The organism is Leptotrichia hongkongensis (assembly GCF_041538065.1).
In the GTDB taxonomy this organism is placed as follows: Bacteria; Fusobacteriota; Fusobacteriia; order Fusobacteriales; family Leptotrichiaceae; genus Leptotrichia; species Leptotrichia hongkongensis.
Genome location: NZ_JBGORW010000007.1, coordinates 1 through 18,098 on the forward strand (window position 1 = coordinate 1; position 18,098 = coordinate 18,098).

Here is an 18,098-nt window from a genome sequence, read left to right on the forward strand (position 1 = left end):
ATGAAAGGTTTCTCCTTAATGTGGTTTGGTAGATTTACATTATATCAGAAACCTTTCTTTTTTTGTATATGCTTGTCACATATGTATTATCTCACAACATTCTTTTCTTAGTTCTGTTTTTATTATACCATATTTTTTTTGAAATTTTATTATATAAAAAAATTATTTTCTGTATTGATAAATTAATATAATCTTGACTTATATTGTTTTATTTAGGGATTATATTGAATTTGAAAAATAAAAATTGTTGCAAATAAATGAAAAAAGGTATAAAATATATCCACACTTTTGTAAAATTGAATAAATTTTGAATTTAAATTGGATTTTGAAGTGGATTTTTGTGGGAAGGAAAAAATGAAGAAAGTAGTTATTGGGCTTACAGGTGGAATTGGAACAGGAAAAAGTACAGTTAGTCAAATTTTAAAAGAAAAAAATTTTCCAGTTATTGATTTAGACGTAATTTCTCATGAAGTTATTAAATTTCCTAAGGTTGTGGAAAAAATTGTAGAAAATTTTGGTAAAGAAGTCTTAGAATATAATAATACTGGAAATTGGATTATTTCACGTGAAAAATTAGGAAGAGTTATTTTTGGAAATAGAGAAAAAAGAGTTATTTTAAATTCTATTATGCATCCAGAGATTTTACATATCATGCGAGAAAAAATTCTGGAATGTAAAAAAGAAAATAAAATTATTTTTGTGGAAATTCAGCTTCTTTTTGAAGTTCAATGGGAAAAGGAATTTGATTACATTTTGCTAGTAAGTGCAGAAAAAGAAACGCAGATTAAACGCATTTTATCTAGGGATAAGCGTAGTAAAGAAGAGGCTTTGAGTATTATAAATTCACAAATGCCTTTGGATGAAAAAAAGAAAATAAGTGACTATGTTATTGAAAATGACGGAAATATTCAAGATTTGGAAAGAAAAATTGATGGATTTTTGAAAAAAATAGAATTTGAAAATAAAATGGAAAAAATTGAATGATTATGAATTATACTCGAACCCATTTAAAATTGAACTGATAGAAATTATATAATTTAGGATTTGAGTAAAATAGTCATAATTTTTGAGTTCTGTTTTAAACCAGTTTTACAATAACTATTGAAAAACCCTATTATAAAAATTTATTCTCATTTTTAAATGGGGTATTAGTATTAAATAAATTTATTTTAAATATATTATTCAAAATTTGTAAAAGTATAAATAATTTAAAAATTAAGAGGTGAAAAAATGAAAAAAGTATTTATAATATTGGGGATATTTTTAGTGGTGCTTATAGGTTGGCTTTCTGTACCATTTAATATTCTTGTCATAGGAGTAGATGCGTATGCTAATCAGCCAACAGAAGGTTCTCGGAGCGATGGGCTAGTTGTTATAAGGGTTGTGCCTTATCTGGCACAGGTAAAAATGATTTCGATTCCGCGTGACACATATGCAGAGATTCCTTGTGAAAATTATAAGCAGGATAAAATCACGCATTCACATCACTTTGGCGGTGTGCAATGTACAATTGATGCTGTGGAAAACTTTCTTGATACTAAAATTAATTATCATGTAAGATTTAGATTTGAAGATGTTATGAATTTGACTAATTTGATTGATGGAGTCGATGTTGTTTCAAATCACACTTTTGATCAAGACTATTTTGATCAGGAAGTATTTCATTTTAATCAAGGTCAAGTTTATAATTTAAGAGGGAGAATGGCACTTGCCTATACAAGACATAGAAAAAGTGATACAGCCTTTAAGCGTGATGAACGTCAAAGACAGGTTATTCAGGGAATTGTGAAAAAATTAGTCGCACCATCCGGATGGAAATATATTCCAGAAGTTTATGGATATGCAAAAGAAAAGATGGATATTGCAGTAAATCCAATTAAAGGATTATCAGTATTGCCAGCATTTTTACTAAACAAAAAAATTGAGCAGTATGAAATAACTGGGGATGGAAGAATGATTAATAGAATCTGGTACTTTATTCCTGAAGAAACTTCGTTGGAAAATGCAAAAAATGAGTTTAAAAATTAGAAAAATAAAAAAGAGGTGAAGCATGGAAATAAGCAAGTCAGAATTTGTGAAATCAGCAGTTGTGGAAAAAGATTATCCGGAATTCAATAACACTGTGGAATTTTCTTTTATTGGAAGATCAAATGTGGGAAAATCTTCACTAATAAATTCACTTACAAAAAGAAAAAATTTGGCAAGAACGAGTAAAACGCCAGGAAGAACACAGTTAATCAATTATTTTTTGATAAATAACAAGATTCATTTTGTAGATTTGCCAGGATACGGATTTGCTAAAGTGCCTGAGGCTGTGAAAAGGAATTGGGGGAAAACAATAGAAAGCTATCTTGTTTCAAATCGTGAAAAAGTAGTTTTTTTATTGCTGGATTTGCGTAGAGTTCCATCAAATGAGGATATGGAAATGTTAAAATGGTTAGAACATTTTGAAATTGAATATTATATAATATTTACAAAAGCTGATAAATTGTCAAACAATGAAAAATTTAAGCAGTTAAAGGAAATCAGGAAAAAACTTGTATTTAAAAATGAAGATGTATTTTTTTATTCTTCATTAAAAAATACTGGAAGAAAAGAGTTGCTTGATTTCATAGAAGAACGGATTAATGAGAAAAAATAAGAAAACAAAGAGATATAAAAATGTGTAATTACTCAGTTTTATTTGAATAGTTACACATTTTTTGTTTTGCCAAATTGTAAAAAAAATCAAATTTAATTTTTAAGTATCCATTTTAAAAACTTTTGTAATTTTACAGAAAATAAATTTAATTTCATAAATTTTCTGATTTTATACTCGAACCCATTTAAAATTGAACTGCTAGAAATTATATAATTTAGGGTTTGAATAAAATAGTCATAATTTTTGAGTTTTGTTTTAAACTAGTTTTACTATGCTATTTTACAAGTATTAAGACTGCTTATTATTGAAAAATTCTTTTTAATAAGTTTAGTGCTATTTATTTTCGGCGATAATTTAGTGCCTCCAATAAATGTTCTTTTTTTATATTTTCTTCACCATCTAAATCTGCTATTGTTCTGGATACCTTCAAGATTTTATCAAACATTCTGACTGACAATTTTAAATTATCAATGGCAGATTTCATAATTTCTTCGCTTTCTTCATCTATTTTGCAATATTTATTTAACTGTTTCTTATTCATATCTCTATTTAGAGTATTTGAATTAAAACGTTGTTTTTGTACTTCACGAGCTTTTATAACTCTTTTTTGAATTTCTTTGGATTTTTCTGATAGAGATTCATCAAAAATTTCATCTTTTTTTAACTGATGCATTTCTACGTATAAATCCATTCTGTCGAGAAGTGGACCTGAAAATTTTTTCTGATAACGTTTAATTTCTTTTAGACTGTCGTTACATAGTGGGTTATCAGGGAAATATCCGCTTGGAGTAGGATTTGAAGCAGTTATTGTAATATTTTTTACTGGATAGGTTACACTTAGGTTTGCTCTTGAAATAACGATTTTTCCATCTTCCAAAGGCTGTCTTAACGTTTCCAATGTTTTTCCTTCAAACTCTCCAATTTCATCTAAAAATAATATCCCATTTAATGCCAGCGTAATTTCTCCGACTCTATTTGCACCACCTACTAGAGCCACTTGTGTAGCTGAATAGTGTGGAGCTCTAAATGGACGGTTACGTATTATTGGTTCACTTTGGCTTAACATCCCTGAAATACTGTAAATTTTTGTTGTTTCGATTATTTCTTCTTCGGTCATGTCAGGTAAAATTGTGTTAAATCTTTTTGCAAGCATTGATTTACCTGAACCAGGATCGCCTATTAGAAATACATTGTGTCCACCAGCGGCTGCAATTTCTAAAGCCCTTTTTGCAAGTAATTGCCCTTTTACATCTGAAAAATCAATAGTCTCGTCTAAGTTTTCATCTTTTTCCAATTTTGAAGTATTCATCTCGACAGCTTTTTTACACAATGTTTCCACATCAGTTTTTCCCTCCAGAAAATCTAGCAATTCTGCTATTTCATCAACAGGGATAATTTCCACACCTGAAATTAATTTTGCTTCATTATAATTTTCCATTGGGACAACAACACCTTTAAAATCTGTTTCTTTTGCTAAAATTGTGGCGTTTATTGCTCCATTTATTGATTTTATCTTTCCATTTAGGGAAATTTCTCCTAAAATTAGATACTTTTTTAATATTTCTATATTTGAAATATGCCCTGTATTAGCAAGTATTCCCAAAAATATGCTTAAGTCGAAATGACTGCCTTTTTTTCTGATATTTGCAGGTGATAAATTCACCAGCACACGTCTGACAGGAAATTCAAACCCCACATTCTTAAAACAACTCCTAATTCGCTCCTTGCTTTCAGAAATCGCCTGATCTCCCATTCCAACTATATTAAATACAGGCAGCCCTCTGGATAAATCAACCTCTACTTCCACAACATAAGTATCTACACCCATATAGCTGCAACTAAATAAACTTATTGCCATAACCCCACCTTTTTAATTTTTTATTAATAATTAATTATAACATTTTTTATATATTTTGTAAATAAAAAAGAGAAAATCTTTTTACAGATTTTCTCTAAATATATGTAATAGGTAATTTTAATGACTTTGTAAAGATTTTTAATTATAACTATTATTTTAAGTATGCGTTTAACATCCATAAGTTTTTTTCGTATGTACTGATATATTCATCAACTAATGCAGATGTTCCGTAGTCATTTTCTTCATCAGCCGCTTCTTTTACTTCTTTCACTAATTTTAACATTGCTTCAAATTCTTTTTTTACATCAGCTACTGCTTCTGGAATAGAAATTTCTCTATTTTCAGCTTCCTTAATAGTTGTAACTGCTAAATAGTCTTTTAATGTTCCTAGAGGACGACCTCCTATTGATAAAATTCTTTCTGCAACGTCATCAATTTGTTCATTTATTGCATCATAATATTCTTCCAATTTTTCATGAACAGAAAAGAATCCAGCACCAACAATATTCCAGTGGTAATTTTGAACCTTTCTGTAAAGTACGTTCAAGTTAGCTAAGTAAAGATTTAATTTTTCAACTGTTTTTGACATTTTTATCACTCCTTAATTTATAACATTTATATATTTGTAATAATTACAAATTCATTGTACCAAAATATAGTTAGGTTGTCAACACATTTTTTTAAATTTTAGTATAATACTTGCAAACCTACGTTTTAATTATACCTTGACAATTAATAAAAATCAATTTTTTCTAATAATTTATTTCAAAAATTTGAATAGTAAAAATTAAATTATTAAAAAAGTAGAAAAATGTAATCAAAGGGTGTATAATAGGAGAAAACAAAAAAATTAATATTGAAAGGGATGAAATTAATGAAAGAAAAAACAGGGTTAGTATTGGAAGGCGGAGGACTTCGGGGGATATTTACGGCAGGAGTGCTGGATTTCTTTTTGGAAAAAAATATTGAATTTGATAGTTGCATAGGCGTATCTGCTGGGGCTTGTCATGCCTGCAGTTATTTAGCAAAACAGTATAAAAGAGCGTTTAATGTGTCAGTAGATTATTTGGATGATAAAAGATATTGCAGTTTATACAGCTTGATTACTACTGGAGATTTGTTTGGAGTAGATTTTGTTTACGATGAGATTCCGAATAAATTGAATCCAATTGACAATGAGGCGTTTATGAAAAATAAGACAAAATTTCAGGTAGTAATTACAAATTGCGAGACTGGAGAAGCGGAATATCCGGAAGTTAAAGACTTTGACAAGGATACTGTTTATGTAAGGGCTTCAAGCTCTTTGCCGTTGCTTGCCAGAATGGTTAATATTAATGGGAATGTTTATCTGGATGGCGGAGTTTCTGATTCAATACCGATAAAAAAATCTATGGAAAATGGAAATACAAAAAATGTAGTTGTTTTGACACGTGATAAAAATTATAGAAAAAAACAAAGTGCATTGGGTAAAATTACTGGGATAAGATATAAAAAGTTTCCTAAATTTGTAGAACTTATGAATACAAGATATAGCCGGTATAATAAAGTGCTTGACTATATTGATGAGTTGGAGGCAAAAGGAGAGATTTTTGTGATTCGTCCAGAAGTGGAACTGACACTTGGGAGAATTGAGAAAAATAAGAAGAAACTTTTGGAAGTGTATAGTATCGGCTATGAAACAGCGAAAAAAAATTATGAAAATTTGAAAAAATATCTGGAAGAGTAATAATTTTTTGATTACTTGGTCTTGAGCATTTATAAATAAGAATTGAATTTGTAAAAGGAAAGTTTTGAGCAAGTTTGTTTAAATAATGCTTTGGAAGTAAAAAATAAATAAAATAGAAGAGGATAAAAGTGAAAAATGAAAAAATATGGTATGAGCTAGATGCTTTTGCAAAAACATATTCTTCGATAATCAGTGAGGGAAGAACAACTTGTTTTCGAATTTCAGCATTGTTTTCTGAAAATATTGATTTGGAAATATTGGAAAAAGTTGTAATTTCGCTTGAGAAGAAATATCCATTTTATAATTCAGAACTGAAAAAGGGAATTTTTTGGAATTATTTGCAGCAGAAAAAGACTCATTTTATGATTGAAGAGGAGAAAACTTATCCTTGTACGGATATACAGAAGGATAATCCGCTTAGAATCATTTATTTTAATAATAAATTGTCGATAGAAATAGCACATTTTTTGACCGATGGAAAAGGTGCGGCATTATTTTTTAAGGATTTGATTGAAGAATATTTGGAAAAAAAGTATTTTTTGGAAAATTTTGAAAAAGATAAAGAGAATAATTTAAATGACAAGACTGAAAAAAAGAATGAAATAGAAATTGGAAAGATAAATAAAATAATTAATTTTGGGAAAAAGATAAATAAAAATGAAAAAGATTTTGAAAATAAAAAATCTGAAAAAAACTTTTTTGAAAAAACAAGAGAATTGCTGGGAAATGACAATGGATTGAAAAATTCTCAAAAAAACGAGTATGTCGACCTTTATGAAAAATATATGAGAAAAGTGAGCAAGGAAACTACGATAAAGTCAGCATTTCACTTGCCAATGAAGATACTGGAAAAAGGGCAGTACCATATCACAACTGGAGAAATTGATGTGGAAAGTCTGAAGGAGGAGAGTAAAAAATACGGAACTACTATTGGAAAATATCTTCTTTCAGTATATTTCAAAATTTTGCTGGATAGATATTCACAAGCCAAAAATCCAATTGTGATTGGAGTACCGGTTGATTTACGAAAAATTTTTGAAGAAACTACATACAGAAATTTTTTTATAAACATAACTCCTAGCGTGGATGCAAGTCTTGGTGCATATTCCCTCTCTGAAATCATAACCTATCTGGATAACTATTTTGCCTTAAAAATTACAAAAAAAGAATTTTACAAAAGTATATACAAGGCAATGAATCCAATGCAAAATATAATAATAAAGTCTGTTCCATATTTGATAAAACGCATGTTTTTCCCATTTATATTTGATTATTACGGAGAACGGGGCTATACAACAGGATTTTCAAATTTAGGAATTCTTAAAGTTAATAAAAAGTATGAAAAATATCTAAAGGGATTTCGATTTTTACCACCACCAAGCAAAAGGTGCAAAATCAAGATGGGAGTTGTAAGTGATTGTAAAAAGGTTTATGTAAATTTTGGAAATTTAACTGCAAATTATAATATTGAGAGAGATTTTTTTGTTTATTTAAGAAAGAGAGGAATAAAATCCAAGATTATTACTAATTATTTTTAAGTGTTTAACAAATTAATACGAATAAAAATTATGTTTTAAAATGGATAGCACAACTTTTGAGATTAGTTTTAAAGTAAAATTATTTAGAAAAAGAGGATAAATATGTATTGTATAAAATGTGGAGTAGAGCTGGAAGACGGTGCGAAAAGATGTCCATTGTGTGAAACGCCTGTTCCTGAGATAAAGGGGCTGGAAGAAAGGGAATTTGTAAAGGAATATCCGATGATTAATATAAATTTGTATGAAATGAAAATGAAGAAAGTTAAAAAGGCTGTTTTTTTATCATTTTTTACAATATCAATAATTTCGATTCTAGAAGTTCTTTTTCAAAATTTGATAATGTATGGAAAATTGGAATGGGGTTATTATGCAATTCCATCTATTTTAATATTTGATTTAGGATTGTTTGTTTTTTTGGATTCATATAGAATGAGAACAAATCTATTTTTATTGTTAAGTGGATTTACGAGTTATTTTTTATTGCTTGATTTTGGAGATAAAAAGTTGACTTGGAGTATAAAGCGTGGAATTCCTATTGTTATTGCTCTTTATCTTATTAGTCTTGTTTTTTCATATGTCTGGGATAAGCATAAGAGTGACAGATTAAAGATACTAAATTTTTTTATTTTTTTTGTTGGAATATTTCTTTTGATTTTGGAACTGATTATAAGTAAAAAGATGACTTGGAGTATATTTTCATCTATTCCGTTATTTATTTTGAGTATAATGTTAAGATATGCGTATAAGTCTTATAAAGAAGAGTTTAAACGTAGATTACACAGGTGATAGAGTTGTTTTTTTATAGGATTATTATATTAGAAATCTATTAAAAATATAATCTATTAAATATTGAAATCAAAGTAAAGTAAGGTATACTCATATTGAAATTTGAGAAGGGATTCAAAAATTTCAAAAAATGTAATTGTTATAGCCAGATTACTTTAAAATGGATACAGTTTGGGCTATTCTCAAACAGAATTTATATGTTTCATTTTTAGGAGTTTGAGCATATAATAAAAAATAAATTGAAGAAAAGAGAGTGAGTGTTATGAAATCAACAAAAAAAATGATTTTAACAGCTTTAGTTGGAGTTTTAGCTATTAGTTCTATTGGTTTTTCAGCCGCAGCAGCAAAATCTTCAAAAAAAGCATCAAATTTATCAAGAAAGTTTAGTTGCAGCAACAAAGAAGTAACAGTACAAAATCTTTCAACAGACAGAGTAAAATTGACAGATGCAAATGGAAAAGTTTACAATCTGAAATTAACAAAATCTGGTAGTGGAGAAGAATATAAAGGCGGAGGAGTTTCAATTCACATAAAAGGAAATGATGCAGTCTTCACAAAAAATGGAAGCGAAGAAAGCTGCTCTATGACAGCAAGTGACAGTTCAACTAGCAACAATCAAAGTTCTAGTAACAATTTGCTAAGAAAATTTAGCTGTGATGGTTATCAAGACATAACAGTTGAAAATCTTTCAACAGACAAAGTAAAAGTAGCTGACGGTTATGGAGGAGTTCATACTTTAAGTTCAGCAACATCTGGTAGTGGAGAAAAATATTCAGACGGAAATATCTCAATTCACATGAAAGGTAACGATGCTGTCTATACTGAAAATGGAAAAGACAAAAGTTGTACCCTTCAAAATTCAGGACATGGTTCAATTAATGAATAAAGCCTGAAAAATAAAAATTAACAATTAAAAACTAAATTTAAAAAGCTGTTTATATAATTTTATAAATTATATTAAATGGCTTTTTTCTATATTTTTAAAAAGAAAAGTTGAAAAAAAGCCTATTATATAGTAAAATCTTTACTATAGGAGGAAAGATGAAAATTGCTGAATTTATTAGTGCGAAAGCAATGGAGCATATGCGTCTTGAAATTAGCGAATCTGGTGGAAATGAAGTATTTTTTCGTGGGATTCCTGATGGAGAGGGAATAGTTTCTGAAGTAGAAGTTATTGCAAGAGGAAATTCCAGTTCTGTTGCTGCATTATTAAATATGATGAGAAAAAATGAAGTTATAATACATAATCACCCATCTGGAGTGCTAATCCCATCAGATGAGGATGTGAGTATTTCCAGCATGTATGGGGAAGTTGGGGGAGCTTCATACATTGTGAATAATGCTGTGGATGATATTTATGTAATTGTGCCTTTAAAAGAATTTATAAAGATAGATATAGATGAATATTTTGGGGAGAATGGAGTTATTCATAAGAATTTTGGTAAATTTGAGGTGCGGCGTGAACAGTATGAAATGGCAAAATTAATTGAAAATAGTATGAATGAGAATAAGAAGCTGATAGTTGAGGCAGGAACTGGTACAGGAAAGACAATAGCCTATTTATTACCTACGTTACTTTATGCTATTGAAAATAATCTGAAAGTGATAGTTTCCACAAATACGATTAATTTGCAGGAACAGCTTGTTAATAAGGACATTCCGCTTTTAAAAAAAATTATTAATGAAGATTTTAATTATCAGATTGTGAAAGGGCGTGGAAATTATCTTTGCAAGAGAAAACTTTATAATATAGATGTTACAGAGAAAGAAACAGATACGGAAGAGGAAAAAACTGAAAAAAATATTATAAGAAATCTTATTGACTGGGATAAAAATGTTACGAGAACAGGTGACAGGAATGAACTGAAATATGAGATTTCAAATAGTATATGGGAAAAAGTGAACAGTGAAGTGGACATGTGCAAAGGTGTAAAATGTCCGCATTATTCAAAATGCCATTTTTTTAAAGCTAGAAAAAATGTTGCAGATGCTACACTTCTTATTGTTAATCATCATATGTTCTTTGCTGATTTGGCAATTAGAAATCAGACAGGGTTTTATACAAATTATTCAATTTTGCCAAATTATGATATTGTTGTTTTTGATGAGGCTCATAATATAGAAGATACAGCTCGGAATTATTTTACTTTTGAAACGTCAAAAATATCATTTGGACGGCTTATGGGGAACATTTATAATAGACGTGTTGTAAATTCCAGCAATGGTGGGGCTATTGTAAGATTAATGACTTATCTGAACGAAAGTCTTTCAAGTGAAGAATATGAGAAAGTCGATGAATTGAAGGAAGATGCTATTGCAGAATTGAATGTATTTTATGATAAGGGAATAGATATTTTTGATAAATTGATTTATCTTTTTTCAGAAAATAATAACAACAGGGAAATCAAAATAAAAATTGATAAGCATAAAATGCAAAGTAATAAGGCTTTTCGTGAAGTTATGGAAATTAATACTCAATTTAAGGAAAGTTATGGAAATTTAGTTATAAGAATTAACAAGTTTTTAAATACTGTGAGCAATTATAATTTAGAAGACAAAGAGGGATTTTTATTTGAATTTTCAAGATATTATGAAAGGTTGAAGCAGTATTATAAGAAATTTGAGTTTATTCTGGAAGGAAAAGAAGAAGGCTACGTTTACTGGGCTAATGTTACTACAATTCGTCCAAATGTAAAATTATATGCTACTCCTTTTGATATTTCGGATGAACTGAACGATAATTTGTTTACAAAAATGGATAGAATGGTTTTTACTTCAGCGACACTTGCTGTTGACAATAAATTTGATTATTATAAAAAAAGTATTGGGCTTATGAAGGAAAATCGTAGGAAAATAGACGAAAGGATTGTAAAATCGCCATTTGATTACGAAAAACAAATGAAAGTTTATATTCCAGAAGATGCACTTGATCCAACAAATATCGAATTTTTAAGGGATTTGGAAGAATTTATTGAGGGTGTAATAAAAAATACGAAAGGGCATTGTTTTTTATTATTTACTTCATATAGTGCGTTGAACTTTTTGTATAATCAGTTAAAATCACGGTTTTCAGAAAAGGAATATACGCTTATAAAGCAAAATGATTTTCCAAGGCATGAAATGATAGAAATATTTAAAAATTCTAAAAATCCAATATTATTTGGGACAGACAGTTTTTGGGAAGGTGTAGATGTACAGGGGGAACAGCTGCAATCAGTAATTATCACAAAACTGCCGTTTAAAGTGCCAAATGACCCTGTAACTGAGGCAATTATTGAAAACATTAGAAAAAATGGACAGAACCCATTTAATGACTATCAAGTTCCGCAAGCTGTAATTAAGTTTAAACAGGGAGTTGGAAGACTTATTAGAAGCAAGACTGATAGCGGAAATATTATAATTCTAGATAACAGAATAATAAAAAAAATGTATGGAAAAAAATTTTTATCGGCTTTGCCAAGAAACAAGGTAGTTGAAAGTAAAAGTGAAATTTTAAAAAAGATGGAGTAATAGAGTATTGTAAAAGCAAAAAGGGAGTTTTATAAAATTTAGGAAAGGAAAGGGAAAATGAGAGTAAATATACTAGGATGTGAATTTGTTTTTGAAGTAAAAGAAAAAAATAAAAAAGATAACGAATACCAATTTAATGTCAAGAATAAATTTATGTTCAGATTTATTATTTTAGTAGTTACATTCATGATCTTTGGAATAATTATAGAAATGTCAAGGCTGAATGTAAACTATGTTGTTGGAAGCATTGCAAAATCTGATATTGTGGCATACAAAAATATATCATATTTTGTAGATATCCTAGATGACAGTATTGAGGAAAAAATAATGAAGACAACACAGCCTGAATTTGATAAACTGAAAGATGTAAACAGAGAAACAGTAATTTCACTTAATAAATTTTTACGAGATGTACGGAATATGCGAGTATCTGATGATGCTGTTATTGAAAAATATATAAAAGAAAATAAATATACATTTAGCACAAAGGATATTCGTGAAATAGCAGCAAGAACAGAAAACGTTGAATATTCGGTAAATCTTACCGAAATTATATCTGAAATTTACAGTACAGGAATTTATAAAATGGAAAACCTGTCAAAAATAATACGAAAAAAAGATATAAAAGCAGATAATCTGGATATGAAAGTGCTGCAAAATTTTATAAAACCAAATCTAGTTATTAATGAAGAGGCTACAAAGAAAAAAATTGCAGATAATATGATGTCGTTAAGGGATAAGGAAATTAAAATTTATAAAGGAGACATTATTGTAAAAAAGGGAGAAACAATTGATTCAGATGCACTTTTAAAGCTTGAGAAATTAAATTTAGTAAGAAATAGAGATAAATTGAGAAAAATAGTCGGACTTGCTTCTACATTCTCGCTTCTTATGATACTAATTTACTATTTACTTAGAAAAAATGTAAAAAAAATTGTAGAATCAAAGGCATTCTATCCGACACTTATTACAATAGTATTTGTAAATGTTTTCTATATTTTATTTTTAAACAACGAGTTTTTTATTTATTTACTTCCATTCGCAATGCTTCCCATTATCACAACAATTTTGGGAAATAAAACGTATGCGATTATTTTGACATTTTCAAATATGGTAATCTTGTCAAGGGAAGAATCGTGGTTTTTAGTTACAATAGCGGTTTCGCTGGTTGCAGTTTATAAGGCTGCAAATCTTGTGAGCAGAAGCGATATTGTAAAATTGAGTTTCTTTTTAGGGATATTTCAGGCATTGATGGCATTTAGCTATGGATTAGTAAATCAGTTAAGTTTTGGATTAATTATGCTAATGATAGTGTTTTCAGTATTTTCAGGAATTTTAACTGGAATGGTGTCGCTTGCGGTTCTGCCATATTTTGAAGATTACTTTGAAATTCTGACGACAATGAAATTACTAGAATTAAGTGATTTTTCACATACCTTGCTTAGACAGCTTCTTATGAAAGCACCAGGAACATTTCATCATAGTATAATGGTTGGAGCTCTTGCGGAAGGGGCTGCTGAAAGCATAGGGGCAAATGCTACTTTTGCAAGAATTGCCTCATATTATCATGATATTGGAAAAATGAAGCGTCCAGAGTTTTTTGTGGAAAATCAACGGGATGGAGTTAACCCCCATAATAAGATAAAACCATCATTAAGTGCATTAATATTGACTTCGCATACAAAAGATGGATATATTATGGGAAAAGAGAATAAACTGCCAAAAGAAATATTGGATGTAATACTGCAACATCACGGTACAACGCTAACACAATATTTTTACTACAAAGCACTGGAAAGTGGAGAAGAAGTTGTGGAAAGTAATTTTAGATACAGTGGGCCTAAGCCGAAAACAAAAGAATCAGGAATAATCCTTCTAGCAGATACGGTAGAAGCAGCAACAAGAACGCTTGAAAATAAAAGCAAGGAAGGAATTGAAAACTTTATCAGATATCTGGTAAAATCTAAAATTGAAGACAAGCAATTAAGTGACTCCGACTTGACTTTGGGAGAGATAGAAACTGTAGTACAGTCATTTATAAATACACTGCAAGGTGTTTATCATGAGAGAATAAAATATCCAAAAATGGATGAAAAAACTAAAAAAAATTAAAAATATAAAATGGAGAAAATTATGGTAGAAGTAGATATAACTTATGATATTGAAAAAATTGACAATTTTTTTGATGAGCCTAAAATAAATGAATTTGTGAGCTATATTCTAAAAAATGAATATAAAGAAGAATTTGACAAAAATGAATACTATCTTTCATTACTAATTACAACAAATGATGAAATCCAGAAAATAAACCGTGAGTATCGCCAAAAAGATACTCCAACTGATGTAATTTCCTTTGCCTATAATGAAACTGAAAACTTTGGAGCAGTAAATATGTTAGGTGATATTGTAATCTCAATTGAGCGTGTAAAGGAGCAGTCTAGCGAATACGGACATTCTGATGAGCGGGAATTTTACTATGTATTATGTCATGGAATGCTGCATTTACTGGGATATGATCATATTGAAGAAGAAGATAAAGTTGTTATGAGAAGAAGAGAAGAAGAAATTTTGAGTAAATTTAACTATAATAGATGATAATTTTATATAAAATCTAATTTAAATAAAGAATAAAAAACTAGTATCTCTAAAAAGTTAAAATGTTATTTTTTAATTTTAATAAGTAAACGTAATTTTTATTTATAGCAATGAATAATCTTGCAAAAATAAAAAAATTAATGCTTAAATTAAAATTTATTGAAATTAGAAAGGAGTGAAGATTTTGGGAGAAAAAAATAAAAAAGAGAAAAAATCAATTTTTGGGCTATTTCATAAAAAAGACAGATACAATTGGGATATAAAAAAAGAGAGGGCAAGAGATAAAAGGCTTGTGGACAGTTTTAATTTTGCAATTGATGGTATGATTTCGGCATTGCAGAATGAAAAACACATGAAAGTACATATACTTGCTGCAATTGTTATTGTAATTTTAGCAATTCTTATAAATGCAAGCAAGGTAGAAATACTTATAATTTCACTGTCAGTGTCATTTGTAATAATTACAGAACTTATAAATACAGCGGTTGAAGCACTTGTGGATTTGATTTCTCCTGAACGTCACCCTCTTGCAAAATTAGCTAAGGATGTGGCGGCTGGAGCAGTTTTAATTGCTGCGATTAATGCACTTTGTGTAGGTTATCTGTTATTTTATGATAAATTACTGGATATTTTTGACGGCACAAATAAATTGCATGTTATTGCAGGAAGAAAAGGTAATATCTTGATTTTAATATTAATTCTAGTTGCAATCCTTGTGATTGTTCTTAAATCGTTTTTTCAAAAGGGAACACCACTTGAAGGTGGGATGCCAAGCGGACATAGTGCAATAGCTTTTTCAGCATTTGGAATACTTTTATTTATGACTTCAGATGTGAGAATATTAATATTAGGCTTCTTTATGGCTGCGTTAGTTGCACAGAGCAGGGTTAAGTCTGGAATTCACAGTATTAGAGAAGTACTGGCTGGAGGATTGCTAGGTTTTTCAGTTTCGTTTATTATATTGTTTGTAATGATGAAATTTGGAATTTTATATAATTAAAAATTGAAAAAAGTTAAAAAATGTGTTATAATAACTGTTGGTAAATATTATTATAATAAAATAATTTTATAAAAATACCGCTTTAAATTTGGGCCTAAAACCTATAATTATAATTAGTTATATGGATTTTAGATTTCAATCAGTTTTATCAAATCTGATTTTTAAAAAGTTCAAATATAATATAAAAAATAGGAAAATTTAGGAGTTGAAAAATAAATTATGTTTCAAAAATTAGACGATGTTGTCTTAAAGCATAAAGAACTTACAGAAATGCTTATGGATCCTGAAGTTGTTTCAGACCCAAAGAAAATTATGGAGTATAATAAGGCTTTAAACAGCATTGATGAAGTTGTTCAAAAGTATACATATTACAAAAATCGTAAAGAGGAAATGGAAGGCCTAAAAGAAGACTTGAAATCTGAAAAAGATTCAGAAATGAAAGAAATGATGCTTGAGGAAATTCATTCAATTGAAGAAGAAATTCCCCATCTTGAAGAAGAATTAAAAATTCTTTTACTTCCAAAAGATCCTAATGATGATAAAAATGTTATCATGGAAATCCGTGCTGGAGCGGGTGGAGATGAAGCGGCATTATTTGCAGCTGATATTTTCAGAATGTTTACAAGATATGCAGAAAGAAACCGTTGGAAAACTGAAATCATTGATAAAAGTGAAATCGGTGTTGGTGGATTGAAGGAAGTAACATTCTTAATCAAAGGAAATGGAGCGTATTCAAGATTAAAATTTGAAAGTGGAGTTCATCGTGTACAAAGAGTTCCAGCTACTGAATCTTCTGGAAGAGTTCACACATCTACAATTACAGTTGCAGTACTGCCAGAAATAGACGATGTAAGTGAAGTTGAAATTAATCCAAGTGATTTGAAGATTGACACATACAGATCAAGTGGAGCGGGTGGACAGCACGTAAATACTACAGATTCTGCTGTAAGAATTACTCACTTGCCAACTGGACTTGTAGTAACTTCACAAGACGGACGTTCGCAAATAAAAAATAGAGAAGCTGCAATGAAAGTACTAGCTTCTAAGTTGTATGAAATGGAATATGAAAAACAAAGAAGTGCAGTTGAAAATGAAAGACGTTCACAAGTTGGAAGTGGAGATAGATCAGAAAAAATCAGAACATATAATTTTCCTCAAGGAAGAGTTACTGATCATAGAATTAAATTGACACTTCATAGGCTAGATGGTGTTCTAGATGGAGATTTAGATGAAATGATAGATGCCTTAATTGCTTATGAACAGGCTGAATTGTTAAAAGAAGTTGGAAGTGGAAATGAATAATTTACTGGATATATTGAATAAATCGGTTAATTATTTAGAAAAAAAAGGTATAAAAAATGCCAGATTGACAGCAGAAAGTATCATTTCAGAAGTAATGGGAATGGAAAGAATTATGCTCTATGCTGAATTTGAGCGTATGTTATCAGAAGATGACTTAAAAAAAATTAGAGAAAAACTAAACGATATAACAAATAATGATAAAAAAATATCTGATAATAATAATTTTGAAAAAAATGAAAAATCTGAAAAACAATTAAAATCGCTGCTTGATAAAAGCATTTCATATCTTGAAAAAAATAATATTGATGAAAGTAAGTTAATTGCAGAAATTGTATTTTCACATGTTTTAAATGTTGATAGAATGATGCTTTTTACAAAGTACAGAGATGAAATTGAAAATGAAAAAATTGAAAAAATCAGATATTTTATTCAAAAAATTGGACGTGAAAAATTTCCAGTTCAGTATTTGCTAAATGAGCAGGAATTTTATGGAAGAAAATTTTACGTTGACAAGGGAGTTTTAATTCCACGTCAGGATACAGAAGTTTTAGTTGAAAAAATGATTGATATTTTGAAAAATGATATTACAAAAAATCAAAATTCAAAAATTCATCCTAAAATACTTGATATTGGCGTTGGAAGCGGTATAATAGGAATAACTGCTGCATTAGAAGTAGAAAATTCTTATGTACTAGGTGTGGATATTTCTGAAAAAGCACTTAATACTGCTGAAAAAAACAAAGAACTTTTAAAAGTTCCAAATATAAAATTTTTAAAATCAGATTTGTTTGAAAATATTGAATTTAATCAATTTGATATGATAGTGTCAAATCCACCGTATATTTCCCCTAATGAAATAGGTATTATGTCAGATGACACTTTATTACACGAGCCGAGTGAAGCACTTTTTGCAGAAAATGACGGATTATATTTTTATTATGAGATTTGTCAGAAGGCATCTGATTATTTAGCTGATTTTGGTTATTTATTGTTTGAGATTGGCTATAAACAGGGAAAAAATGTTGCTGAAATTATGACAAGCTCAGGTTTTAAAAATGTTGAAGTTATAAAAGATTTAGCTGGATTGGATAGGGTTGTCGTAGGGCAGAAAATTATAAATAAAATTGAAAATTAACAAAAAA

15 protein-coding genes are annotated in these 18,098 nt (G+C 29.0%); 13 read left to right on the plus strand and 2 right to left on the minus strand.

Annotated features, from left to right (window positions below; all coding sequences use genetic code 11):
- Positions 1-354 precede the first annotated feature (354 nt).
- From coaE to yihA, 3 genes are all read left to right on the plus strand, one after another.
- Positions 355-984 (plus strand): dephospho-CoA kinase, encoded by a 630-nt coding sequence (gene coaE, locus ACEG17_RS06310; RefSeq protein ID WP_372583007.1) that lies wholly within the window; start codon positions 355-357, stop codon positions 982-984.
- Positions 985-1,230: 246 nt separating this feature from the next.
- Positions 1,231-2,028, plus strand: a complete 798-nt coding sequence (locus ACEG17_RS06315) for an LCP family protein (RefSeq protein WP_372583008.1) — start codon at positions 1,231-1,233, stop codon at positions 2,026-2,028.
- A gap of 22 nt (positions 2,029-2,050) precedes the next feature.
- Entirely contained in the window at positions 2,051-2,641 is a 591-nt protein-coding gene (gene yihA / locus ACEG17_RS06320) for a ribosome biogenesis GTP-binding protein YihA/YsxC (RefSeq protein ID WP_006805833.1), read from the plus strand.
- 337 nt (positions 2,642-2,978) lie between these two features.
- Here the strand turns inward: yihA and ACEG17_RS06325 are convergent, their stop codons facing one another.
- Together ACEG17_RS06325 and ACEG17_RS06330 are read right to left on the minus strand one after the other, a co-directional pair.
- Positions 2,979-4,499, minus strand: a complete 1,521-nt coding sequence (locus ACEG17_RS06325) for a YifB family Mg chelatase-like AAA ATPase (RefSeq protein ID WP_372583009.1) — start codon at positions 4,497-4,499, stop codon at positions 2,979-2,981.
- 151 nt (positions 4,500-4,650) lie between these two features.
- Positions 4,651-5,088, minus strand: a complete 438-nt coding sequence (locus ACEG17_RS06330) for a Dps family protein (RefSeq protein WP_372583010.1) — start codon at positions 5,086-5,088, stop codon at positions 4,651-4,653.
- Between the two features lie 285 nt (positions 5,089-5,373).
- Between ACEG17_RS06330 and ACEG17_RS06335 the strand changes: the two genes are divergently transcribed.
- The 10 genes from ACEG17_RS06335 (at position 5,374) to prmC (ending at position 18,091) form a co-directional block, all read left to right on the plus strand.
- On the plus strand, positions 5,374-6,225 hold the full coding sequence (locus ACEG17_RS06335; RefSeq protein ID WP_372583011.1) for a patatin-like phospholipase family protein: 852 nt from the start codon (positions 5,374-5,376) through the stop codon (positions 6,223-6,225).
- Positions 6,226-6,353: 128 nt separating this feature from the next.
- Positions 6,354-7,763: an alcohol acetyltransferase gene (locus ACEG17_RS06340; protein ID WP_372583012.1), complete on the plus strand. Its 1,410-nt coding sequence runs from the start codon at positions 6,354-6,356 to the stop codon at positions 7,761-7,763.
- A 102-nt stretch (positions 7,764-7,865) separates the two neighbouring features.
- Positions 7,866-8,549 (plus strand): DUF6320 domain-containing protein, encoded by a 684-nt coding sequence (locus ACEG17_RS06345; protein ID WP_372583013.1) that lies wholly within the window; start codon positions 7,866-7,868, stop codon positions 8,547-8,549.
- Positions 8,550-8,811: 262 nt separating this feature from the next.
- Entirely contained in the window at positions 8,812-9,435 is a 624-nt protein-coding gene (locus ACEG17_RS06350) for an MliC family protein (protein ID WP_372583014.1), read from the plus strand.
- A gap of 155 nt (positions 9,436-9,590) precedes the next feature.
- Entirely contained in the window at positions 9,591-12,059 is a 2,469-nt protein-coding gene (locus tag ACEG17_RS06355) for a helicase C-terminal domain-containing protein (RefSeq protein WP_372583015.1), read from the plus strand.
- A 57-nt stretch (positions 12,060-12,116) separates the two neighbouring features.
- The gene (locus tag ACEG17_RS06360; RefSeq protein ID WP_372583016.1) at positions 12,117-14,171 is read left to right on the plus strand and encodes an HD family phosphohydrolase; all 2,055 of its coding nucleotides are present in this window, start codon (positions 12,117-12,119) and stop codon (positions 14,169-14,171) included.
- Between the two features lie 21 nt (positions 14,172-14,192).
- Positions 14,193-14,654 carry an rRNA maturation RNase YbeY gene (gene ybeY / locus ACEG17_RS06365; RefSeq protein ID WP_372583017.1) on the plus strand — a complete coding sequence of 154 codons (462 nt, stop codon included), beginning with the start codon at positions 14,193-14,195 and terminating at the stop codon, positions 14,652-14,654.
- A gap of 184 nt (positions 14,655-14,838) precedes the next feature.
- Positions 14,839-15,654, plus strand: coding sequence for a diacylglycerol kinase (locus tag ACEG17_RS06370; RefSeq protein ID WP_372583018.1), 816 nt, complete (start codon positions 14,839-14,841; stop codon positions 15,652-15,654).
- 219 nt (positions 15,655-15,873) lie between these two features.
- Positions 15,874-16,956 (plus strand): peptide chain release factor 1, encoded by a 1,083-nt coding sequence (prfA, locus tag ACEG17_RS06375; RefSeq protein ID WP_299575610.1) that lies wholly within the window; start codon positions 15,874-15,876, stop codon positions 16,954-16,956.
- Positions 16,949-18,091 carry a peptide chain release factor N(5)-glutamine methyltransferase gene (gene prmC, locus ACEG17_RS06380; RefSeq protein WP_372583019.1) on the plus strand — a complete coding sequence of 381 codons (1,143 nt, stop codon included), beginning with the start codon at positions 16,949-16,951 and terminating at the stop codon, positions 18,089-18,091. Before prfA ends, prmC begins: the two co-directional genes overlap by 8 nt.
- Positions 18,092-18,098: the final 7 nt, after the last annotated feature.